The 20,176-nt window shown below is 66.0% G+C and carries 20 protein-coding genes; 9 read left to right on the top strand and 11 right to left on the bottom strand.

From position 1 onward, the window contains the following. Nucleotides 1-46: 46 nt before the first annotated feature. Both LAQ58_RS07660 and LAQ58_RS07655 read right to left on the bottom strand, forming a co-directional pair. Nucleotides 47-2,698, bottom strand: a complete 2,652-nt coding sequence (locus LAQ58_RS07660) for a heavy metal translocating P-type ATPase (RefSeq protein ID WP_224450140.1) — start codon at nucleotides 2,696-2,698, stop codon at nucleotides 47-49. Between the two features lie 97 nt (nucleotides 2,699-2,795). Next, nucleotides 2,796-3,386, bottom strand: a complete 591-nt coding sequence (locus tag LAQ58_RS07655; protein ID WP_224450006.1) for a winged helix-turn-helix transcriptional regulator — start codon at nucleotides 3,384-3,386, stop codon at nucleotides 2,796-2,798. Between the two features lie 126 nt (nucleotides 3,387-3,512). Between LAQ58_RS07655 and LAQ58_RS07650 the strand changes: the two genes are divergently transcribed. After that, nucleotides 3,513-3,710, top strand: coding sequence for a heavy-metal-associated domain-containing protein (locus LAQ58_RS07650; protein ID WP_224450005.1), 198 nt, complete (start codon nucleotides 3,513-3,515; stop codon nucleotides 3,708-3,710). Nucleotides 3,711-3,725: 15 nt separating this feature from the next. Here LAQ58_RS07650 and LAQ58_RS07645 read toward each other — a convergent pair whose 3' ends face one another. Both LAQ58_RS07645 and LAQ58_RS07640 read right to left on the bottom strand, forming a co-directional pair. Continuing rightward, nucleotides 3,726-4,331 carry a peroxidase-related enzyme gene (locus LAQ58_RS07645; protein ID WP_224450004.1) on the bottom strand — a complete coding sequence of 202 codons (606 nt, stop codon included), beginning with the start codon at nucleotides 4,329-4,331 and terminating at the stop codon, nucleotides 3,726-3,728. Nucleotides 4,332-4,394: 63 nt separating this feature from the next. Further along, nucleotides 4,395-4,904 carry a metal-dependent hydrolase gene (locus tag LAQ58_RS07640; RefSeq protein WP_224450003.1) on the bottom strand — a complete coding sequence of 170 codons (510 nt, stop codon included), beginning with the start codon at nucleotides 4,902-4,904 and terminating at the stop codon, nucleotides 4,395-4,397. A gap of 93 nt (nucleotides 4,905-4,997) precedes the next feature. Between LAQ58_RS07640 and LAQ58_RS07635 the strand changes: the two genes are divergently transcribed. Then, nucleotides 4,998-6,158: a mechanosensitive ion channel family protein gene (locus LAQ58_RS07635; RefSeq protein ID WP_224450002.1), complete on the top strand. Its 1,161-nt coding sequence runs from the start codon at nucleotides 4,998-5,000 to the stop codon at nucleotides 6,156-6,158. A gap of 27 nt (nucleotides 6,159-6,185) precedes the next feature. Continuing rightward, complete coding sequence (locus LAQ58_RS07630) at nucleotides 6,186-6,383, top strand: hypothetical protein (protein WP_224450226.1); 198 nt, start codon at nucleotides 6,186-6,188, stop codon at nucleotides 6,381-6,383. Between the two features lie 210 nt (nucleotides 6,384-6,593). Here the strand turns inward: LAQ58_RS07630 and LAQ58_RS07625 are convergent, their stop codons facing one another. After that, nucleotides 6,594-7,391: an aldo/keto reductase gene (locus LAQ58_RS07625; RefSeq protein WP_224450001.1), complete on the bottom strand. Its 798-nt coding sequence runs from the start codon at nucleotides 7,389-7,391 to the stop codon at nucleotides 6,594-6,596. Between the two features lie 82 nt (nucleotides 7,392-7,473). Then, nucleotides 7,474-9,093, bottom strand: coding sequence for a uracil-xanthine permease family protein (locus tag LAQ58_RS07620; protein WP_224450000.1), 1,620 nt, complete (start codon nucleotides 9,091-9,093; stop codon nucleotides 7,474-7,476). 172 nt (nucleotides 9,094-9,265) lie between these two features. On the opposite strand from LAQ58_RS07620, the gene LAQ58_RS07615 reads away from it, so the two are divergent. Beyond that, nucleotides 9,266-9,964 carry an MFS transporter gene (locus LAQ58_RS07615; RefSeq protein ID WP_224449999.1) on the top strand — a complete coding sequence of 233 codons (699 nt, stop codon included), beginning with the start codon at nucleotides 9,266-9,268 and terminating at the stop codon, nucleotides 9,962-9,964. After that, complete coding sequence (locus tag LAQ58_RS07610; RefSeq protein WP_224449998.1) at nucleotides 9,961-10,566, top strand: MFS transporter; 606 nt, start codon at nucleotides 9,961-9,963, stop codon at nucleotides 10,564-10,566. Before LAQ58_RS07615 ends, LAQ58_RS07610 begins: the two co-directional genes overlap by 4 nt. A gap of 14 nt (nucleotides 10,567-10,580) precedes the next feature. Here the strand turns inward: LAQ58_RS07610 and LAQ58_RS07605 are convergent, their stop codons facing one another. Both LAQ58_RS07605 and LAQ58_RS07600 read right to left on the bottom strand, forming a co-directional pair. Then, nucleotides 10,581-11,546: a carbohydrate kinase family protein gene (locus tag LAQ58_RS07605; RefSeq protein WP_224449997.1), complete on the bottom strand. Its 966-nt coding sequence runs from the start codon at nucleotides 11,544-11,546 to the stop codon at nucleotides 10,581-10,583. Nucleotides 11,547-11,631: 85 nt separating this feature from the next. Beyond that, on the bottom strand, nucleotides 11,632-12,420 hold the full coding sequence (locus LAQ58_RS07600; protein ID WP_224449996.1) for a sugar phosphate isomerase/epimerase family protein: 789 nt from the start codon (nucleotides 12,418-12,420) through the stop codon (nucleotides 11,632-11,634). 80 nt (nucleotides 12,421-12,500) lie between these two features. On the opposite strand from LAQ58_RS07600, the gene LAQ58_RS07595 reads away from it, so the two are divergent. Continuing rightward, nucleotides 12,501-12,926: a DUF8048 family protein gene (locus tag LAQ58_RS07595; protein ID WP_224449995.1), complete on the top strand. Its 426-nt coding sequence runs from the start codon at nucleotides 12,501-12,503 to the stop codon at nucleotides 12,924-12,926. A 62-nt stretch (nucleotides 12,927-12,988) separates the two neighbouring features. After that, nucleotides 12,989-13,513, top strand: coding sequence for a GNAT family N-acetyltransferase (locus LAQ58_RS07590; RefSeq protein WP_224449994.1), 525 nt, complete (start codon nucleotides 12,989-12,991; stop codon nucleotides 13,511-13,513). Nucleotides 13,514-13,564: 51 nt separating this feature from the next. On the opposite strand, the gene LAQ58_RS07585 is transcribed toward LAQ58_RS07590, so the two are convergent. Together LAQ58_RS07585 and LAQ58_RS07580 are read right to left on the bottom strand one after the other, a co-directional pair. Then, nucleotides 13,565-15,679 (bottom strand): histidine kinase N-terminal 7TM domain-containing protein, encoded by a 2,115-nt coding sequence (locus LAQ58_RS07585; RefSeq protein ID WP_224449993.1) that lies wholly within the window; start codon nucleotides 15,677-15,679, stop codon nucleotides 13,565-13,567. A gap of 110 nt (nucleotides 15,680-15,789) precedes the next feature. Continuing rightward, nucleotides 15,790-16,932, bottom strand: a complete 1,143-nt coding sequence (locus tag LAQ58_RS07580) for an acyl-CoA dehydrogenase family protein (RefSeq protein ID WP_224449992.1) — start codon at nucleotides 16,930-16,932, stop codon at nucleotides 15,790-15,792. Nucleotides 16,933-17,075: 143 nt separating this feature from the next. Between LAQ58_RS07580 and LAQ58_RS07575 the strand changes: the two genes are divergently transcribed. Beyond that, a complete protein-coding gene (locus LAQ58_RS07575) occupies nucleotides 17,076-17,873 on the top strand; it encodes an RIO1 family regulatory kinase/ATPase domain-containing protein (protein WP_224449991.1) in 798 nt (265 codons plus the stop codon). Nucleotides 17,874-17,947: 74 nt separating this feature from the next. Here LAQ58_RS07575 and LAQ58_RS07570 read toward each other — a convergent pair whose 3' ends face one another. Then, a complete protein-coding gene (locus tag LAQ58_RS07570; protein WP_224449990.1) occupies nucleotides 17,948-18,382 on the bottom strand; it encodes a DUF4112 domain-containing protein in 435 nt (144 codons plus the stop codon). A 178-nt stretch (nucleotides 18,383-18,560) separates the two neighbouring features. Between LAQ58_RS07570 and LAQ58_RS07565 the strand changes: the two genes are divergently transcribed. Beyond that, the gene (locus LAQ58_RS07565; RefSeq protein ID WP_224449989.1) at nucleotides 18,561-20,093 is read left to right on the top strand and encodes an aldehyde dehydrogenase family protein; all 1,533 of its coding nucleotides are present in this window, start codon (nucleotides 18,561-18,563) and stop codon (nucleotides 20,091-20,093) included. Nucleotides 20,094-20,176: the final 83 nt, after the last annotated feature.

Here is a 20,176-nt window from a genome sequence, read left to right as displayed (position 1 = left end):
CCGGCAGTGAGGGGATTGCCGTCCGTGTCACAACGGAGACGAACGATTAGCGCAGGAACCCGAGCAGCCGATACTCCTCGTCGGGTTCGTACCGGCGGAACAGGAGGCTGTTCGTCAGCACGGAGACGCTGGAGACGGCCATCGCCGCCGCCGCGAGGACGGGTTGCAGGAGGCCGAGCGACGCCAGCGGAATCATCGCCGTGTTGTAGCCGAGCGCCCAGAAGAGGTTCTGCTTGATCTTCGAGAGCGTCCCCTCCGAGACGCGCATCGCCCGGACCACGTCCACCGGGTCGTCGCGCATCAGCGTTACGTCAGCGGCTTCGATGGCCACGTCGGTGCCGCTGCCGAGCGCCGTGCCGACGAACGCGGCCGCGAGTGCAGGCGCGTCGTTGACGCCGTCGCCGACCATCATCACGCGACGGCCGTCGGCCTGAATCGACTCGACCTCGTCGGCCTTCTCGTCCGGTAGCACCTCCGCGCGGACGTTGTCGGGGTCGATGCCGACGCGCTCGGCGACGGCACGGGCGGTGCGCTCGTTGTCGCCGGTGAGCATGAACACGGAGACGCTGCGGTCGCGGAGCGTCGAGACGGCTTCATCGGCCGACCCCTTTACCTCGTCGGCGACGGCGAGGACGCCGAGCAACTCACCGTCGAGGGCGACGAGAATCGCAGTCTTTCCGTCGGATTCGAGGTCGGCCATGACATCGGCCGCGGGTTCGGGGTCCACGTCGTACTCGCGCAGCAGGTCGGGTTTGCCGACGACGGCGGTACCGCGGTCGATGCGGGCGCGGACACCCTTCCCGGCGACGTTCTGGAACGCGGCGGGGTCGGAGATCTCGATACCTCGCTCCTTCGCGCCGTCGACGACGGCCTCGGCGATGGGGTGTTCGCTCCCCGCCTCGGCGGCGGCGGCGACTTCGAGGAGGAGGCGCTCGTTGACCTCGGACTCGACGGCCGCGCCCACGCTCGTGCCCGAACCCGCGCCGTCGGCGCGAACGTCGTCACCCGTCGGTCTGTCCGCGTCGCCCGCTCCGTCGGCCGTCGGCGAGACGACGACGGCGTCGGTCAGGCGCATCTCACCCTTCGTGAGCGTCCCCGTCTTGTCGAAGACTACGGTGTCGACGTCGCGGACGCGTTCGAGCACGTCGCCGCCCTTGAACAGGATGCCGTGCTTCGCACCGATGGTCGTCCCGACCATCGTCGCCGCGGGCGTTGCGAGGCCCAGCGCGCACGGGCAGGCGATGAGCACTGCCGACGCGAAGACGACGACGGCGAACTCGAACGTCGAGAGCGCCGCGGGACCGCCGCCGACGAGACCCCACAGCGGTAGCGAGGTGACGAGGCCCGAGAGCGTCTCCGGGAACAGGTACCAGACGACGCTCCAGAGGACGGCGTTAGCGATGACCGCCGGGACGAAGTAGGCGCTGATGCGGTCGGCGAGGCTCTGAATCTCGGGCTGGCGGCTCTGGGCGTCGCGCACCATCTGCACGATCTGTTGCAGCGCCGTCTCCGAGCCGACTTTCGTCGTGCGGACGTACAGCAGACCGTTCTCGTTGATGGTGGAGCCGACGACTTCGTCGCCCGGCGACTTCTCGACGGGGACGGACTCGCCGGTGACGTTCGACTCGTCGACGGCGCTTGAGCCCTCGACGACGACGCCGTCGGTCGGCACCTTCTCGCCCGGCCGGACCTTCATCACGTCGCCTTTCTCGACGTCTTCGAGGGGCACTTCGCGCTCGTTCTCGAACGTCTGCCCATCTTCGGTCTCTACCTCGTCGACGACGATGGCGTCGTCGGCCTCGAGTTCGAGTAGTTGGCGGATGGCTTCACCTGCTTGCCCCTTCGAGCGGGCTTCGAGATAGTTGCCGAGCGTGATGAACACGAGGATGAGCGCCGCGCTCTCGAAGTAGAGTTGGCCTACGTCGAGGAGGCCGAAGAGCACGACGACGCTGTACAGATAGGCCGTCGTCGACCCGAGCGCGATGAGCACGTCCATGTTCGCCGTGCGGTTCTTCACGAGCGCCTTGTAGGAGTTGACGTAGAACTCCTTGCCGAGGAAGTACTGGACGGGCGTTGCGAGCAGGAGCGCTATCCAGCCCATCTCGACGCCGAGAATCGACTCGGGCACCGGCAAGCCGACGAGGTGACCCATCATCAAGATAGAAAGGGGAATCGCCAGCGCCGCGCCGAACACCGTCAGGTTGCGTTGGTGGCGAAGTTCAGCTTTCCTGGCGTTCTCACGCCGGTCGCCCTCGCTCTCGCTTTCCTCACCGTCGCTCGCGTCCTCGCGCACCGGCGAGTAGCCCGCGTCCTCGATGGCGTCGTAGATATCCGAGCGCGACACCGCCTCGGGGTTGTACCGGACCGTCGCCTCGTCGGTGGCGTAGTTGGCGTCAACGGCGAGAACGCCGGGCAGGCCGCCGACGGCGCTCTCGACGGTCTGAACGCAGTTCGAGCACGTCATGTCCGTGATGCCGACGTTCACCTCCTCGCCGACGGGGTCGTAGCCCGACCGTTCGATGGCGTCGTACACCTCCGAGAGACTCACCCGCTCTGGGTCGTACTCGACGGTCCCCTCGTCGGTGGCGTAGTTGACGTTCACCTCCCTCACGCCGTCGAGTTCCTCGACGGCCGACGTGACGGTGGACGAGCAGTTCGCGCAGCTCATCCCCCTGACCTCGATTCGCACCCGTTGCATGTGGCTCACTGTCTGACTATACGTACTCCGCACTCATGCGGGTTGTGCATTCGATTCGAAGGTAAGATTCCCGTTTCACTTCGAAGCCAAACCGGAATCACACGTCGCTTTGGATCCGGTCGAACCGCTCGTCGAAGTTCGATAGGCAGGAGTCGCAGCAGAAGTGGTACAGTTCCCCGTCGAAGCGGGCGGACTCGCCTTCGCTCGTGACGGTGTTGCCGCACTCGACGCAGGAGAGCGCGAGCTCCGCCTCGCCGAGTCCGGGCGTCCACTCGTCGGAGACGACGAGGCTCGCGTCGATGCCGCGGACGTCGTCAAGGTCGACAACAGTGTCAAGAAACGCCGTCACATCGCCCTCGCGTATCGGCGCGCGGAAGACGACGCGGGCGTCGGCGGTCCGGAAGACGTGGTCGACGCTGTCGACCGCCGTCAGCGCCACGGCGACATCCTGTACGGCGGCGGGCCGTACGTCCAGTTCGACGAGCATCGGCGTCCCCTCACGCAGCAGCGAGCGGTCCACGTCGAGCGTGAATCGACGGATGACGCCGATTTCGCGCAGTCGGTCAACGCGGTCGGAGACGGCGGGCGCGGAGAGACCGACGCGATCGGCGATGTCGCTGTACGGCCGCCGGGCGTCGTCGAGCAGGAGGCGCAGAATCTGCCGGTCGGTGTCGTCGAGCGTGCGCATAGACGGCAGTTCGGTGCGGAGACACAAGTGAGTTCTGCTCACGCTTTTGATTCGAAGGTGTTTGTCCACGGAAGACCCGACTTCGAAAGGGAAAGGTGGAAGAGTCGATAGCGAGTACACTGAACCATGACGACGACACTCACCGTCGAAGGGATGAGCTGTGATGGGTGCGAGCAGAGCGTCGTAGCGGCGCTCGAAAGCGTCGGGGGCGTCAAGAGCGCAACCGCCGACCACGAATCGAACACCGCGAACGTTGAGGGCGACGCCGACCCGCTGGACCTCGTCGTCGCGGTCAACGACGCGGGCTACGAGGCGCAGGCGTAGGCGCGCGGTTCGGATTCACTCCTCTCGCGGTTGTCGTCCGAGCGAGTGAAAATCGTCGTTCGGGCGCATGTCGGCGAACATCGCCATCCGGTTCGAGAGGTTGAACATCGACGTGACCGCGCCGATGTCCCAAATCGCTTCCTCGGTGTAGCCAACCTCGCGTAGCTTCTCGAAATCAACCTCGTCGACCTCAGCGGGGCGTTCGGTGAGTTTCACCGCCACGTCGAGCATCGCCATCCGTTTCTCGCTCACGTCCGCCGTGCGGTAGTTGGCGACGAGTTGGTCCGCCAGCAGCGGATCCTTCGCGTAGATTCGAACGAGCGCGCCGTGGGCGACGTTGCAGTAGTAGCAGTGGTTGACGCCGGAGACGGCGACGATGATCATCTCGACTTCCTCGCGCTCTAGCGCCGTGTCGTCGACGAGCGCGTCGTGGTACTCGAAGAAGGCTCTGAAGTGCGAGGGTTTGTATGCGAAGGCGGAGAACACGTTCGGAGTGAAGCCCGCGCGTTCGGACTCCGCCGAGATTCGCTCGCGGAGGTCCTCGGGCAACTCCTCGAAGTCGGGAACCGGAAATCGGCGCATCGCGTCGTCCTCGAGCGTGGGTGTCGAATCGTCGCTCATACCCGCGGATTCGGCGAGACCGTACTTAATCGTGCGTCCCTGAACACGGCGAAAACGTCTCGTTCAGACCAGTCCCAGCACGGTGCTGACCCAGGCCGCGGTGACGAACACGCCGAGGACGAACAGGCCGTAGTTCCAACCCGAGCTATCAGCCGTCGTCAGCGACAGCGAGTATCCCTTCCCCGACAACGGCCAGAGGAAGTTGACACCCATCGGCGTGAGCGCGTCGCCGACGAGGTGGCCGACGACGGTCAGAAAGCCGACGGCGAATGCAAAAACGGCGAGGCCGACGCTCGCGTCGCCGAGCGAGACGGCGACGGAACCGAACGAATCCGTCACTACCGCGGCGACGCCCCAGAACAGGCTGCCGACGAGCGCCGCGAACAGCAGCGTGTGCGTTGGTCCGCGGTGGGCGATGCCCGGGAGTCTGTGGTCCACGTCGGGGAGCATCGAGAGCCAGAGCATCGTCGCGCCGAGGACGAACGCGGGGGCCGTCACCCCCGCGCCGACGAGCGCGTAGCCGATGGGCGCGAAGACGAGCAGCGAGACGCCGTAGTGGCCCGTACGGAGCATGGCACGCCGTTTCGGCTCCGGATGTAAAACCCGTCCGTTTTCCGTTGTTTCACCGACAGCAACCATTATCACGGGTGGTTGCTATGTCGGCGCATGTTCGGAGCACTCGCCGCGTCGCTTGACGGGTTACCGGCGTGGCAGGCGACGGCGCTCGTCGTCGGCGCGTCGCTTCTCGCCGCGTTCGTTCTGGAGTTCGTCGTGCTTCGGTTCGCTCGCCGACTCGTCGCCGGGACCGAGACGAGGTTCGACAACGTCCTCGTCGAAGAACTCCGCCCGCCGCTCGTCGTCACGGCCGCGCTCGCCGGCGTCTATCTGCTGACGCAGCTCCCGGCGGTCACCCAGGCCGTCCTCTTCACGCCCGAGGACCTCGCGACGTTCTTCGGCAGGCCGTCGCTCTCGGTCATCCTCCTCGTCTGGGCGTACGCCCTGAATCGGGTGGTCAATCGCGTCGTCGAGGGGATGAACGAACAGGGGTCACGCTTCGACTTCGCCCCCGTCTTCTCGAACGTCTGGACGCTCGTCGTCCTCGTCGGCACCGTCGCGGCGATTCTGTCGCTGTGGGAAATAAGCGTCGAACCGCTGCTCGGCGCGGCGGGTATCGCGGGTATCGCCGTCGGCTTCGCGGCCAAAGATACGGTCGCGAACTTCTTCGGCGGCATCGCGCTCTACTTCGACGACACGTACAAAATCGGCGACTTCGTTGTCCTCGACAGCGGCGAGAAGGGGACGGTGGTGAAAGTCGGCGTCCGATCGACGACGCTTCTGACCCGCGACGAGGTACTCGTCACGGTGCCGAACTCGGTGTTGAACGCCGCGAAAATCGTCAACCAGTCTGCGCCGCAGCACCGAAAACGCGTCCGCGTCCCCGTCGGCGTCGGCTACGGAACCGACATCGACGAGTTCGAGGCGCTCGTCGTCGACATCGCCCAGGAGGAGTCGCTGGTGTTAGATTCGCCGAAACCGCGGATGCGCTTTCGCCGGTTCGGCGACTCCGCGCTGGAGTACGAACTGCTCTGCTGGGTTCGAAGTCCGACGCAGGAGGCGCGGGCGACGCATAATCTCAACCGCGCAGTGTATAAGACGCTCGGCACCGAAGGGATAGAAATCCCGTTCCCGAAGCGAGACGTGACGGTCGAGTACGCCGCGGAAGCGAAGCCGAAGTCGACTTCAACGGCCGCTGTCGAGCGCGTCGCCGACGGTGGGACCAGGGAGACAGTCGACCCGTCGACAGGCGACGACCGCCCGGAGAGTTAACTCTCCTGACTTCCTTCTTCGAGTATTGTGGACTTCGTCGTCGCGTCCGTCGCCTCGTCAACCATCGCCGAACTCGTGCTCCAACTCGGACCGGTAGAGGCGCTAATTTCGACGTTCGGCCCGTTCGTCATCCCCGTGTTGATGTTTGTCGTCGGGATGATCGGCTACCTGATTCTGGTTGCGCTCGGGCGGGCGGGGTTGGTGAACGGAGGCGGCCGGCGCTGAGCGTCGGAGTGCGAGCGCAACGCAGGGGTCGACGAGCGTCATCCCGTCGCGAGAGTTGAAGTACGATGGCGGGACCATCCGCACCCGTGACCTGACGAACGGTCGCGGGGGAGTCAAGGCGGGTGCGCGGCGCGCTCCTCCGCGACGCGGATTCGCGCGGCCTGTTCGCCAAACGGTACCCGAGAGCCGTCTCAGTTCACGCCCCTCGGTTCAGTTCCACGGCGCGCTATCGGGGTCGATAACACGCTTCTGCCGGTCGATACCGTCTATCGTCGCCAGATCCTCCTCGTCCAGCTCTAGCTCCTGCGCGGCGAAGTTCTCGGCGACGTGTTCGCCCGTCGACTTCGGAATCGGGACGATGGCGTCCTGGGCAATCGACCACGCGAGGCAGACTTGCGCGACGCTCGCGTCGTGCTTTTCGGCGACCTCGACGAGTTCTGGTTCGTCGAATATCTTCCCGCGTCCGAGCGGCGTGTACGCGACGAGCGAGTAGCCGTGCTCGCGGGCGTCGGCGCGCAGTTCCTCCTGCGGGAGCAGCGGGTGACACTCAACTTGGTGGGCCGCAATGGGCGAGTCGAGAATCTCGCGCGCTTCGTCCAGCAGTTTGGGGGTGAAGTTACTCACGCCGACGTGGTCGGTCACTCCCTCTTCGCGCAGTTCGTCGAAGACGGGTAGCGTCGCCTCCGCGTCGTAGGCGTGCGTCGGCCAGTGGACGTAGAGCAGGTCGACCGAGTCGACGCCGAGTCGGTCGAGGCTCTTTCGCGCCGTCTCGCGCACGTCGTCGGGCGCGAGGTTCTTGGGATGAATCTTCGTCGCCAGAATCACGTCCTCGCGGTCCACGTCGCTCTGTCGAATCCCGGTCCCGACCGGTTCCTCGTTGTCGTACATCTGGGCGGTGTCGACGTGGCGGTAGCCGATATCGAGCGCCGCGGCGACTGTCGTTGCGCACTCTTCGATGTCGTCGTTACCGGAGGTGCCAAGTCCCAACAGTGGCAAGTCGAGCGTCATGCTCGTCTCGACGGGAGCGACGCAAAAAGAGGTGGGGAAGGCGGCAGGCGGGGCGTTCGAGACGATTCGATTCGAGCGTCGCTCAGTCGGCTTTCGTCGTCGCCGTCTCGTCGCTTCGGACGAACCGGTCGTAGGCGGAGGCGAACTCCTCGTCGGACTCGGCGGCCTCCTCCCACGATTCGAGACCGCGCTCGGCGCGGGTTCCCTCGATAGTGTTGTCGAGGACGAACGCGATGAGGCCGCCCACGGCCATCCCGGTGCTGCCGACGACGTACAGCACGTCGCCGACGAGTTTCGTCCCGAGGATGGGACCGACGAGCGCGACGTTCTGCATTCCCTGCCGGAACGCTTCCGCGCCACTGACGTCGGGGTTCGCAGCAGCGACGTTGCCCATGTACGCCGGAATCGCGAGTCCGGCGAACAGCGCGAAGCCGACGATGAAGACGTTTCGCGAGGAGTTGAGGTCGACGTACTCCAGATTCGAGAGGCCGACGGCGACGATCTGGCCGAACATCGCGAGGAACAGCCCGCCGACGATGGGGCCGGGAATCGTCGCGACGAGTTGGCCGAAGTAGCCGACGAAGCCGACGACGAGCATCATCGCCGCGCCGACTTGCACGACGTAGCGCGAGGCGACGCCCGTGATGCCGATAGCGCCGATGTTCTCCGAGTAGGAGGTCGAACCGCCGGCACCCATCACCCCGGCGAAGACGTTCATGATGCCCTCCATCCCGATGCCGTGGTTGATGCGCTTCTCGCTGGGCGCGCCGAGACCCGAGAGACGAGCGACGGCGTGGTAGTCGCCGAAGCTCTCAACCATCGACGCGGCGACGCCCGCGAGCATCCCGACGACGAACGAGAGCGTCAACTGCGGGATACCGAAGACGAGCGACCATCCGACGACGGGGACGGTGAGCGCGACGGTGTTCGCGCCGCCGGCCATCCCCCACTGGAAGGGATGAATCGGCATGAACGCGGGTGCGGCGAGCACCTCGCCGAGCGGCACGAAGCCGGGCATTCCGGCCTGATAGACGCCGACAACGCTCAACGCGGCGGCGACGACGTACGCCGTGACGACGCCCAGGAGAACGGGAAAGAGTTTGAAGATGCGAGCGGAGCTGTCGAGATACTGCGAGAAGAGGACGATGAGACCGAGCGTCAGCCCCAACAGCCACCAGTCGTTGGTCGCGGCGGTGATCTGAGGGACGTTGAACAGCGAGAGACCGATAAGCGCGATGGTCGGCGCGATGACCACCGGCGAGACGAACCGCCGAAGGCGGCCGAACAATCCGAAGTAGCCGACGACGATTTCGGCCAGCGAGGCGGCGATGATGGCCCCCTGTAGCTGCAGCAGTGCGACCTGCCAGTCCGCGCCGGGCGGATTACCCGTCTTCGCGACGGCGATGACCGCCAGCGCGGGCGCGAGCATCGAGAACGGCGCGCCCTGTACGATGGGATAGCGGTTGCCGAACGTCGTCTGCGCCAGCGTCGCGATGCCGGAGACGACGAAGAACGTCCCGACGAAGCGCGGGATGAGCGAATCTGGGATACCGAGTGCGGCCGCCAGAATCAGCGGCACGGCGATGTTCGCACCGACCATCGTAAGATAGTGCTGTAGCCCGAGAAAGAGGGATTCGCCCAGCGGTGGTTTGTCTTCGATACCGTACTCCACGAAGTCCGACTCTGTTCGTTTACCCGTCATGGTGCCCCTACCATTGGCGCAAACAAGTCGGCGTTCGGTACTTATGCGGTCCGCTTTCGTTGCGACAGTGACAACGAAACACGATTCGAGAGGGACGCTCGGCGACGACACACCCGGCGTCGACACGCCCTCGACGAAAAGCACTTATCGGTCGGAGAGACTGTCTCTGTACGTGATTTCTGACCGCTGGCTCTACGGCTGGGCGACGGGATACGCCGCCGTCGGCGCGGCGTCGCTTCTGATTCCCCTCTACGCCCTGGAACTCGGCGCCGGCGCGACGCTCGTCGGCTTGATGGCCTCGACTGCGGCGTTCTCCGGGGTCCCGGGCGCGATTCTCTGGGGCAAAATCGCGAGCGAAACCGGCCGTAAGCGACCGTTCGTCCAGGTCGCACTGGTGGCGACGGCGGGCGTGCTCGCGATTTTGCCGCTCGCCTCGACGCCGTGGGTCGTGCTCGCGCTCAACGCCGCGCTATGGTTCGCGGTGTCGGCGGCCGCACCCGTGTTGAACCTCATCGTCGTCGAGGGCGTCCCCGCCGACAGGTGGGAGCGCCGCTTCGGACTCCTGAACCACTACCAGGGGTATGGCTGGCTCGCCGGCCTGCTCGCGGGTGCCGGGTGGACCGCCGTCGCGCCGCGATTCGTCGACCTCTCACCCCTGGGTGCCCAGCGCGCGTTCTTCCTCCTCAGCGCGCTCGCGGCCGCGACGGGATTTGTCGCCGTCCGGGTCTGGTACCCCGACCGACGATATCGGCTGGGAAGTTCGAGAAGGCGTACCACGACCTGCCGCACCGCCGAGGCTGGGGCGCCGGTCGGTACGTTCGCGCGGTGCCGTTCGGCCCAAGTAGACTCTACTGGTCGCTGCGTTCGGTGAACCTCGACGCCGTCACCGACCGCTTTCCGTCGCAGTTGGTCCGCTACCTCGCGGCGGTGACGCTCTGCTTCGTCGCGTTCTCGGTGTTCTTCGGGCCGCTCCCGGCGTATCTCACCGACGCGGGCTACGCGACCGGTGAGATATTCGCGCTGTTCGTCCTCTCGAGCGTCGGGTCGGCGGTGTTATACGTCCGCGCCGGGGAGATGGCTGCTGAGCACGACATCCACCTCCTGCAGTCGGGGGCGCTGACGACGCGCGCCGCCTGTTTTCCGCTAGTCGCGCTCGTCGGTCTCGCCGTGCCGGGAACGACGCGACTCGTCGTCGCGGGTGTGCTGTTCGCGCTCGTCGGCTTCACGTGGGCGGTCATCTCGGTGACGGCAACCGGCCTCGTCTCGCGCCTCGCGTCCGAATCGGTTCGCGGCGACGCCTTCGGCGTCTACGCGGCGCTCGCGGGCGTCGGTGGCGGGGTCGGGAGCGCGCTCGGCGGTGCGCTCGCCGACGGAATCGGGTACGTCTACACGTTCGGCGCGGCGGGTGTCCTCGTTCTAATCGGCGTCGCGGCCGTTCTCGCTTCGCGGCGACGACTCACGCCTCGGCTCTGAGCGCCGGTGTCGGCTCAGAGTTCGGCTTGTTCGTTCCTGAACTCGGCGACCGACGCTCTGCTCGGGAGTGCCGTCATCGCGCCGGGTTCGGTCGTCGTCACCGCAGCGACGGCGTTGGCGAACGCGAGCGCTTCGGCGAGCGACTCACCCTCCGATAACGCTGCAACGACGCCCGCGGTGAACGCGTCGCCCGCGCCGGTCGTGTCGACCGGGTCGACGACGTAGCCCTCGTGGGTCGCTTCCGCCTCCTCGTCGTCGGTCCACGGCGCGTTGGGCGTCGCGTAGGCGTACGCCCCCGCGTCGCCGAGCGTGATGACCGCCGTGTGTGGACCGTACGTACAGATCTCGCGCGCCAGTTCTGCAGCGTCGCCGGTGAGTCCCGCTTCGTGGAGGTCTTCGGGCGTCGCCTTCACCACGTCGGCGAGTGCGAACCCCTTCCGCACCGACTCGCGGTAGGAGAACTCGCTCCACCGCTCGGGGCGGGCGTTCGGGTCGAACGAGACGGTGACGTCCGCCTCCCCGGCGCGTTCGAGCAGGTCGAGGACGGCGGTCCGAGAGGGGTCGGTGTCAAGCGAGAGCACGTCGGCGTGGAGCCAGCCGAACTCCGCGAGGGCGGCGTCGTCGACGGTGCCGGGTTCGAGTCGGGCGTCGGCGGCCACGTCGCGGTAGAAGCTGAACTCCCTGTCGGCGTCGTCGCCGAGACTGACGAACGCGAGCGTCGTCTTCCCGTTCGGGTCGCGTTCGACGTACTCACCGGAGAGTCCTTGTTCGTCGAGGAACTCGGCGAGGTAGTCGCCGAACGGGTCGGTTCCGAGGCGGGTCCAGAAGGAGATGGGCGCGTCGAGGTGCGACAGCGCGACGGCGACGTTCGCTGGCGCGCCGCCGGGTCGTCGGGAGAACGACTCGACCGACGCGAGGCGACCCGACGAGTCGGGGATGAAGTCGATGAGCGTCTCGCCGGTGACGAGGATCCGTGTCATACGCGACGGTATGCGAGCGGCTACCATCAATCCGGACGGTTCCGTTACGGTTTCGCTGTGATTCGGGGACCGTCGGAGATGCTACTCAGCGCTCAGCGAGCAGTGCGTCGAGCTGGTGCTTGCTCGTCTTGATGTAGTCGAAACCGAACGTGAACACTTCGAGCGAGAGCGTCCCTCGCCACTCGTCAGGGAACGCGCCCAGGATTTGATCGAAGTCGAGGTTCCCCGCGCCGAACGGCAGATGTTCGTCCGCGGCCTGCCGTGTGTCGTTGAGGTGGACGTGGCTGATTCGGTCGGCGTGTTCCTCGACGAACGCCGCGATGCCGCCGGAGTCGCGACCGTCCATCCGTGCGTGTCCGGTGTCGAGCGTCATCGACGCCTCCGTCTCGGCGAGCAGTTGGGGAAACTCGTGGGTTCGGAAGATGCTTCTGGGTATGTTCTCGGCGCAGACCTCGAACCCGCGCTCGTCCGCGTGCGCGACGAGTTCGCGTATCGAGTCGAGCGCGTTGTTCCGCAGCGACGAGCGGTCCCACGCGGGCGACCACGCGTCGGTCGTCGGGTGGAGGACGCCCTTCTCCGCACCGAGCGCCGCGGCGGCGTCGATGGCGGCTTTCTGCTCGGCGACCGTGCCCGCCCGAACGTGTTCGAACGGCGACCCCACGTCGATACCGCCGAACGGCAGGTGGACCAGCAGGTCGAGGTCCCGGTCGGCGAGCGCCCCCCGAATTTCGTCGGCCCGGTCGTCGAGGCGGCGCCGCTCGGCGTCGCCGTCCATCATCACCTCTACGAAGTCGAACTCGTACTCGGCGGCCGCCTCGATAGCCGCGTCGAGGTCCATACTCATCTGGGTGACGAACCCAGTTCGGGCGTCCATGGCGTATCTCGGGCCGCGAACGGTTTAGGTGGTTCCCCGAGCGGGAGGTTTTTTCGCCCGCCTCGACCCTCGTTCGAACTATGACGCGCGACCCCCTCGACGGGTTCGACGCCGACCTCGTATCGAGCGTCGCCGCCGACCACGAGACGACGCCCGAGCGACTGTCCGAACTGGTCGCCCGACACCAACGGTCGGTCCGCGACCTCCCCGGCGTCGACGACATCGTCTACGAGTGGCGCAAGGCGTTCGCGGAGAATCCGGTCGTCGAGCGGCAGACGGAACGCTATCTGCTCTCGGTACCGTCGCACGTCTGGCCGGAGTTCGCGTCGGCGCTGTCGCTGTCGGACACCGAGTTGGCGGCGTTGCAGGCGGTTCACGCCGCACAGATGCGGGTTGACGTGGGCGAGGATACCGACGTGAACAATGTCAGAGACGACGGCGACGACAGAGAAATCGCCGGAAACGATGACGGCGGCGACGACCCGATGATACTCGTTCGACCCTGATAGGGCGCGAACCCGTGACACACCACCGAACGATTCAGTAGCGCGCGCCGAGAGCCTCACCTATGCCCGGACCGATCTTTCTCCGAGGCGAACGCGTCGAACTTCGGACCGTCGAAAAGGGAGACGTCGACTTCCTGCAGCGACTCGTCAACGACCCGGAGGTGTGGTCGACGCTCGGAGCCTCGCGGCCGAAGAACCGCCAGCAGGAGACGGAGTGGCTGGAGTCCGTCGGCGACGACGGCGACGACCAGTTTCTCGTCTGCGTCGACGGCGATCCGGTCGGCGTGGTCGGAATGCAGTCGAACGAGACATGGGGGAACGCCGAACTCGGCTACATGATAACGCCGGAGGCGTGGGGCAACGGCTACTGCACCGACGCCGTCCGGACGGTGGCGCGCTACGCGTTCGAGGAGCGCCGGATGCACAAAGTCGTCGCCGAGGCGTACGACCACAACGTTGGCTCGCAGCGTGTGCTCGAAAAAGCCGGGTTCACGCTCGAAGGAACGCACCGAGAAGAGGCGTACGTCGGCGGCGAGTATCGCGACTTGCTGCACTACGGACTGCTCGAAGACGAGTTCGAGGCGTGAGGGCGACGCGCGTTAGAACGCCGGACCCGACACCCTGGTCGACCGCTGCGGTTAGTCCTCGGATCGAGACACGCTGCCGACGGTTTCTTCGCATTCCTCGTTCTCAGTGTCTCTCTCGCATTCCTCGCTCTCCGGCGTCGCCCCGCGGAGGCGAAGCGTGGCAACGGTTCCCCGCGGATCGTTCTCGGCGAATCCGAGGTCGCCGTCGGCCTCGGTGGCGATCCAACTCGCGAGCCAGAGACCGACGCCGCTGCCGTGTTCGAGCGGCGTCTCGACGCCCGATTCGAGCACGCTCCGCTCTACGTCCGGGATGCCGGGACCGTCGTCGGCGACGGAGACCTCGACGATCGTCCCGCTGTCGTCGACGACAGTAGTTTCGACGCCGACGTCGACTGTGGGTGACTCCTGGTCGCTGTGTTCGACCGCGTTCTCAAGGAGGTTTCCGATGGCGACGCGGATCCGGTCGTCGCCGCGAACCCAGTGCTCGCCGGAGGCGCTGGCGGAGAACGTCGCATCGGGGTGGTTTCGGCGCGCGGCGGCGAGCTCCTCGTTGACCAGTCTCGCGACATCGACTGCACCGAACTCCTCGGGCGCTCGGTTGAGCGTCCGGTCGACAAACCGCGTACGGTCGGCGAGATCGACGAGTGACGCCGCCCGGTGGTGAATCTTCCGCGCGTACTCGTGCACCTCCGGCGCGCTCGGGTTCTCGCGGAGCAAGTCGGCGTACCCGAGGACGACGTTCATGTCGTTTCGCAAGTCGTGCCGGAGCACGCGGTTCAACACGCGGAGTCGTTGCTCGTACTGCTGACGCTCAGTCACGTCACGTGCGCTGATGACGATACCCTCCACCGCCGGGTCGTCGAGCAGGCTGACGCCGACGGCCTCGAACGTCCGCCAGGTGCCGTCGACGTGGCGGTACCGGTACTCGGCGCGCTCGGGGGTACCGGACGCCATCGCGCGCTGCAGCACCGTCATCGCCTGCTCGCGGTCGTCGGGGTGGATGTAGTCGAACGGATGTTCGTGGACGTGTTCGCTGGGCTCGTAGCCCATCACCGCCTCCATTGAGGGGCTGACGTACTCGAAGTTCGCCGCCGCGTCGAGCACGACGACGATGTCGTGGGAGTTCTCGATGAGCGCACGGAACTGTCGCTCGGCGTGGCGGCGTTCGGTGATGTCACGGAAGACGAGAATCGCGCTTCCGTTCGGCCCGTCCGCCGCCGCCGTCGCGTCGAGGATTCGACGCTCGGTTCCGTCGTCGACGACGAGTTCGACGTGGTCCTCGTCGTCGTCGAGTAGCGAGAGCACCGCCGACGCCCTCGGGAGGACGGTTGCCGCGGGCACGCCGACGGGAGTACGCTCGAATCCGAGCGCACTGCAGGCCGCGCGGTTCATCTCGACGACGTGACGGTCGGGGTCGAGAATGACGATGCCGTCGTCGAGTCGCTCGAACAGGTGCGAGTGCGCGCCGGGGACCACGTCCAGGAGGCGATACCGAAGCAGTGCGAGGAGGATGAGACCGTTGTTCAGCCAGAACGTCATCGGCGTGAAGTCGAGCGCGGGACCGATGTCGAGAACCGTCGGCAGGGCGCTCACGAGCGGGATGAGCGCCGCCAGCACCAGCACGACCACCTGTTTGCGGTAGACGCCCTTCGACCGCACGAAAAGTCGGGCGAGCAGCGCGAGCGCCACCGCGTTCAACAGGAACGAGTAGAGAACGTGCGCGGTGTACAGCGGGCCGGGGACCAGCGCAAGCGTGGTGTATCCGGCCGCTGCTTCGACGACGGTGTCGCGGACGAGGAGCGAACTCCCGGTCGTGGCGAATCCGACGACGACGAGCGGTTCGACCGCGAGCGCAGCGGTGAGTTCGCGCGTCCCGAACCGCTCGTGCCCCGCGTAGGCGAGGACGAAGACGAACCAAAGCGTCGAGACGAGCGCCGTACAGGCGAGCACGAGTCGGAACCACGGCACCATCTCGGACCGCGTCGGCGCCAGAAGGAGTGCGGCGTACGAAACCGCCCAGACGGTCCCCGTCGCCGACAGCGCCGCGAACGGGTACCGAACCCTCCCCGAGTAGCCGTCCGCGGCGCTCGAAACCGCGACAGCGACGAGCGTACATACAGCTCCGGAGAGCAGCAGCAGCGCGATGGGAGCGGTGAGGGAGACCATCTGCGTTCTGTTCGAAGCGCGAAACTTCGGTTTCAGCTACTCGATGAGGAACTATAATATAAAATCCACTGGTCGACGATCGAACCGTTACGTCGGCGGGTCGACCCCGTTCAGAGACCGAGTTGCCGACCGAGAACGAGGTGCTGAATCTCGCTCGTCCCCTCGCCGATCTCCATCAGTTTCGCGTCGCGGTAGAACCGCTGCGGCGCGAAGTCCTCGGTGTAGCCGTAGCCGCCGAGCACCTGCACGGCGTCCTCCGCGACCTCGCGGGCCGCCTCGCTGGCGTCGAGTTTCGCCAGCGCCGACTCCGTGGTCACCGACTCGCCCGCGTCGTAACGGACGGCCGCCTTGTGGGTCAGCAGGCGTGCCCGCTCGGTCTTGCGGTACATGTCGACGACCTTGTCGCGAATGGCGTCGAACTTCGAGATTGGCTGGCCGAACTGCTCGCGTTCGCCCGAGTACTGCTTCGCCGCCTCGTAGGCTCCCTGCGCGAGACCCGTCGAGAGCGCGGCGATGGAGATTCGTCCGCCGTCCAGCGTCTTCATGGTTTGCTTCCAGCCTTCACCCTCCTCACCGAGCAGGCGGTCCTCCGGGATGCGTACGTCGTCGAGCGAAATCTCGCAGGTCGGCGAGCAGTTCAAGCCCATCTTGTCCCAGACGGTCGTCACCTCGAAGCCGTCATCCTCCTCGGGGTCAACGATGAACGTCGAGATGCCGTCGTAGCCCTCGCCGGGGTCGGTAACGGCTTTCACGAGGACGCTCCCGGCGACAGAAGCGTTCGTGATGAACTGCTTCGTGCCGTTGAGGACGTACTCGTCGCCCTCCTTCACGGCCATCGTGTCCATGTCGCTGGCGTCGCTCCCGCTGCCGGGTTCGGTGAGCGCCCACGCGGCCATTGCCTCGCCCGACGCCAACGGGGTGAGCCAGCGCTCCTTCTGCTCGTCGGTGCCGAACATCTCGATGGGTTTCGACCCGAGCGAGACGTGCGCGGCGTAGGAGAGGCCGATGCCGCCGGAGACGCGGCCGAGTTCCTCGGTGACGAGCGCGTACATCAGCTGGTCGCCGCCGAGACCGCCGTACTCCTCGGAGATGGGGACGCCCATCATGTCGAGTTCACCGAGTTCCTCAAACACCTCCGCGGGGAAGCGGTGTTCGTTCTCGACCTCCTGGGCGATGGGGGCGATCTCCTCCTCGCAGAACTCCCGGACGCTGTCGCGAATCATCCGGTGCTCCGCAGAGAGTTCGAAGTCCATACCGACGACTCCGGGGAGACGAGTGATAAAGTCAGCGAACGACCGTGAGGAATTCGAAAGCGTCGTCGGTACTGTCCGTCTCGCTGTCGTTTCGCCGACGCACGGGGTGTCACTTATTGCGTTTGCCTGCGTTTCACACGCCGATGGAACTCCGCCGTCTGGTCCGCGGCCGAATCGACTGGGACCGCCTCGAAGGAGTCGTTTACGCGCTCGCGGAGCGACTCGACCGAGAGGAGGTCCACGTCCGGTTTCTCGACGCGGACAACTGGTTGTCGACGCCGCTCGTGTTGGACGACGAGTGGTTCGTCAAGATAATCAGTCGGCAGAACTCGCTCGTCCACGCGCTGTTCACCACGGGACGGAACCTCGGCGCGTTCTCCAGCGGCACCGAGGGCTTTTTCGAACATTTCGGCACGCCGTACCAGATGGCCGAACACGAACTGGAGGCGACAAAACGGATGCGCGAGATCGGCATCAACGCACCGGAGCCGGTCGAAGCGCTCGAAATCGATGGCTTCGGGGTCGTCATCCTCGAGTACCTCCCCGAGTTCCGGTCGCTCGACGAGTTGGACCGCGAACGGGAGCGGGAACTGGCGCCGGACCTGTTCGCTGCGCTGAAGACGCTACACGACAACAGCCTCGCCCACGGCGACCTGCGCAGCGAAAACGTGCTCATCCTTGACGGCGAACTCTACTTCATCGACGCGACGAGCGTCCGCGAGGACGGCCGCGAGGACGCCCGGTCGTACGACATCGCCTGCGGACTGGCCGCGCTGGAACCGCTCATCGGCCCGTCGGCGACCGTCGGCTCCGCGCTCTCGGCGTACTCGACGGAGGACGTGCTCGCGGCGCTGGAGTTTCTCGACTTCGTCAACATCCGCCCCGACCACGACTTCGACGCCGCGGCGGTCAAAGGCGAGATCGAAAAACGCGCGTCGTAACCGTCGCTACCGTTCTCTGCGACGCTCGACGGCGACCCGAAGTAGTCCGCTCGAAGTAGTCCGCCCGTGGGCGATTACTCCTCCTCGATCTCTATCTTCACCGGGTCGCGCTCGAGACCGTCCGAGTCCGAGGACTCCGCCATCGATTCGAGGTGGTCTTCGACCATCTCGACGTTCTTCACGTTCGCCTTCCACACCGCGTCGAACAGCGTTCCGAGGACCGGAATCGAGCCGACGACGGTGTCGACGGTGACGTTGGCGATCATCCGGAGAAGTTTGTTCAGCGGGACGCCGAGGTTCGCCGCTTCGGCGACGATGTACACCGACAGACCCGCGGAGACGAGGTCACCGGCGACCGGCAGGACGCCGAGGATGGGGTCGGCCCCGATTCGGTAGCCGATACCCGGAACTCTCACCGACTCGTCTAGGAACGTGGCGACCGCCCGGATCCGTTTCAGCGCGGGTTCGTCCAGCGAGTCGGGCGCGTCTTCGAGGGAGTGCTCGTCCATGTATCCACGGTGGGCGTCCAAACGTATGACGGCTGTGCCTGTTCACTCGCCCACGGGTCGGCGGAGCGGACGGTTCGACACGGAAGTCGGTTGTCAGCCGACCTTTCGAAGAGGACGCGGCGACGCTTCCCGTGACCGGGTGTCTTTTAAGTACCCCCGTCGCAAATTTTGTCACCGTATGAGTCAACAGACGGGCGGTATCTACCAGCAGTACATCGCCGGAGAATGGACCGACGGCGAGGGAGAGGAGACGTTCGAGAGCACGAACCCGGCGACGGGCGAGACGCTCGGCGAGTTCCGACGCGGCACCGAGGCGGACGTGGACCGCGCGCTCGAAGCCGCCGAGGAGGCGTTCGACGAGTGGCGCGACCTCTCGCACATCAAACGCGCGGAGTACCTGTGGGACATCTACCACGAACTCCGTGAGCGCACCGACGAACTCGGCGAAATCGTCACCAAAGAGTGCGGCAAGGAGATAAGCGAAGGGAAAGCCGACGTCGTCGAGGCCGCGCACATGGTCGAGTGGGCCGCCGGCGACGCTCGCCACCCGAAAGGCGACGTGGTTCCCTCCGAGATTCCGAGCAAAGACGCCTACATGCGCCGCAAGCCCCGCGGCGTCATCGGCTGTATCACGCCGTGGAACTTCCCCGTGGCCATCCCGTTCTGGCACATGGCCGTCGCGCTCGTCGAGGGCAACACGGTCGTCTGGAAACCCGCCGAGCAGACGCCGTGGTGCGGCCAGGTCATCGCAGAGATGTTCGAGGACGCCGGTATCCCCGAGGGCGTGTTCAACATGGTGCAGGGCTTCGGCGACGCCGGCGCGGCCATCGTCGAGGATCCGCGCGTCGATACCGTCCTCTTCACCGGCAGCGCGGAGGTCGGCCAGGAGATTGCCTCGAAAGTCGGCGGCGAACCGGGCAAACTCGTTGCCGCCGAGATGGGCGGCAAGAACAACATCGTCATCACCGAGAACGCTGACCTCGACACGGCCGTTCACTCCGCCGTGATGTCCTCGTTCAAGACGACCGGTCAGCGCTGCGTCTCCTCCGAGCGCCTCGTCGTCCACGCCGACGTCTACGACGAGTTCAAGGAGCGCTTCGTCGACATCGCCGAGGACATCGCCGTCGGCGACCCGCTCAGCGAGGACACGTTCATGGGACCGCTCATCGAACCCGAACACAAGGAGAAGGTCTCGAAGTACAACGAGTTAGCCAAAGAGGAGGGCGCCAACGTCCTCGTCGACCGCACGGAACTCGACGAGAGCGAGATTCCAGAGGGCCACGAGGACGGCAACTGGATCGGTCCGTTCGTCTACGAGGCGGACCCCTACGACGACCTGCGCTGCACGCACGAGGAAGTGTTCGGTCCCCACGTCGCGCTATTGAAGTACGACGGCGACATCAAGGAGGCCGTCGAGATTCAGAACGACACCGAGTACGGTCTCGCCGGCGCCATCATCTCCGAGGACTACCGCCAGATCAACCACTTCCGCGACTACGCGGAGGTCGGTCTCGCTTACGGCAACCTGCCGTGCATCGGCGCAGAGGTCCACCTGCCGTTCGGCGGCGTCAAGAAGTCCGGTAACGGCTACCCCTCGGCCCGCGAGATCATCGAAGCCGTCACCGAGCGCACCGCGTGGACGCTCAACAACTCCTACGACATCGAGATGGCGCAGGGGCTGTCGGCGGACATCAAGACGAAAGACGAGTGAGTAACCCGCGACTGACGTCGCGGTGAGAGTCGGAGACAGTCGTCTCCGGGACGACGATTTTTCCCGCCGTCGCGACGTGGTCG

The organism is Haloprofundus salilacus, assembly GCF_020150815.1.
GTDB classification, from domain to species: Archaea; Halobacteriota; Halobacteria; order Halobacteriales; family Haloferacaceae; genus Haloprofundus; species Haloprofundus salilacus.
Note: the sequence above shows the minus strand (reverse complement) of the source record. Positions and strands in the feature narration are given on the sequence as shown.

Coding starts and splice junctions, on each gene's coding strand:
- LAQ58_RS07585 (WP_224449993.1), bottom strand. CDS start 15,679: ATGGTCTCCCTCACCGCTCCCATCGCGCTGCTGCTGCTCTCCGGAGCT.
- LAQ58_RS07625 (WP_224450001.1), bottom strand. CDS start 7,391: ATGACGCTCGACTTGCCACTGTTGGGACTTGGCACCTCCGGTAACGAC.
- LAQ58_RS07565 (WP_224449989.1), top strand. CDS start 18,561: ATGAGTCAACAGACGGGCGGTATCTACCAGCAGTACATCGCCGGAGAA.
- LAQ58_RS07660 (WP_224450140.1), bottom strand. CDS start 2,698: ATGCAACGGGTGCGAATCGAGGTCAGGGGGATGAGCTGCGCGAACTGC.
- LAQ58_RS07645 (WP_224450004.1), bottom strand. CDS start 4,331: ATGAGCGACGATTCGACACCCACGCTCGAGGACGACGCGATGCGCCGA.
- LAQ58_RS07580 (WP_224449992.1), bottom strand. CDS start 16,932: ATGGACTTCGAACTCTCTGCGGAGCACCGGATGATTCGCGACAGCGTC.
- LAQ58_RS07650 (WP_224450005.1), top strand. CDS start 3,513: ATGACGACGACACTCACCGTCGAAGGGATGAGCTGTGATGGGTGCGAG.
- LAQ58_RS07640 (WP_224450003.1), bottom strand. CDS start 4,904: ATGCTCCGTACGGGCCACTACGGCGTCTCGCTGCTCGTCTTCGCGCCC.
- LAQ58_RS07595 (WP_224449995.1), top strand. CDS start 12,501: ATGACGCGCGACCCCCTCGACGGGTTCGACGCCGACCTCGTATCGAGC.
- LAQ58_RS07600 (WP_224449996.1), bottom strand. CDS start 12,420: ATGGACGCCCGAACTGGGTTCGTCACCCAGATGAGTATGGACCTCGAC.
- LAQ58_RS07620 (WP_224450000.1), bottom strand. CDS start 9,093: ATGACGGGTAAACGAACAGAGTCGGACTTCGTGGAGTACGGTATCGAA.
- LAQ58_RS07575 (WP_224449991.1), top strand. CDS start 17,076: ATGGAACTCCGCCGTCTGGTCCGCGGCCGAATCGACTGGGACCGCCTC.
- LAQ58_RS07605 (WP_224449997.1), bottom strand. CDS start 11,546: ATGACACGGATCCTCGTCACCGGCGAGACGCTCATCGACTTCATCCCC.
- LAQ58_RS07635 (WP_224450002.1), top strand. CDS start 4,998: ATGTTCGGAGCACTCGCCGCGTCGCTTGACGGGTTACCGGCGTGGCAG.
- LAQ58_RS07590 (WP_224449994.1), top strand. CDS start 12,989: ATGCCCGGACCGATCTTTCTCCGAGGCGAACGCGTCGAACTTCGGACC.
- LAQ58_RS07570 (WP_224449990.1), bottom strand. CDS start 18,382: ATGGACGAGCACTCCCTCGAAGACGCGCCCGACTCGCTGGACGAACCC.
- LAQ58_RS07655 (WP_224450006.1), bottom strand. CDS start 3,386: ATGCGCACGCTCGACGACACCGACCGGCAGATTCTGCGCCTCCTGCTC.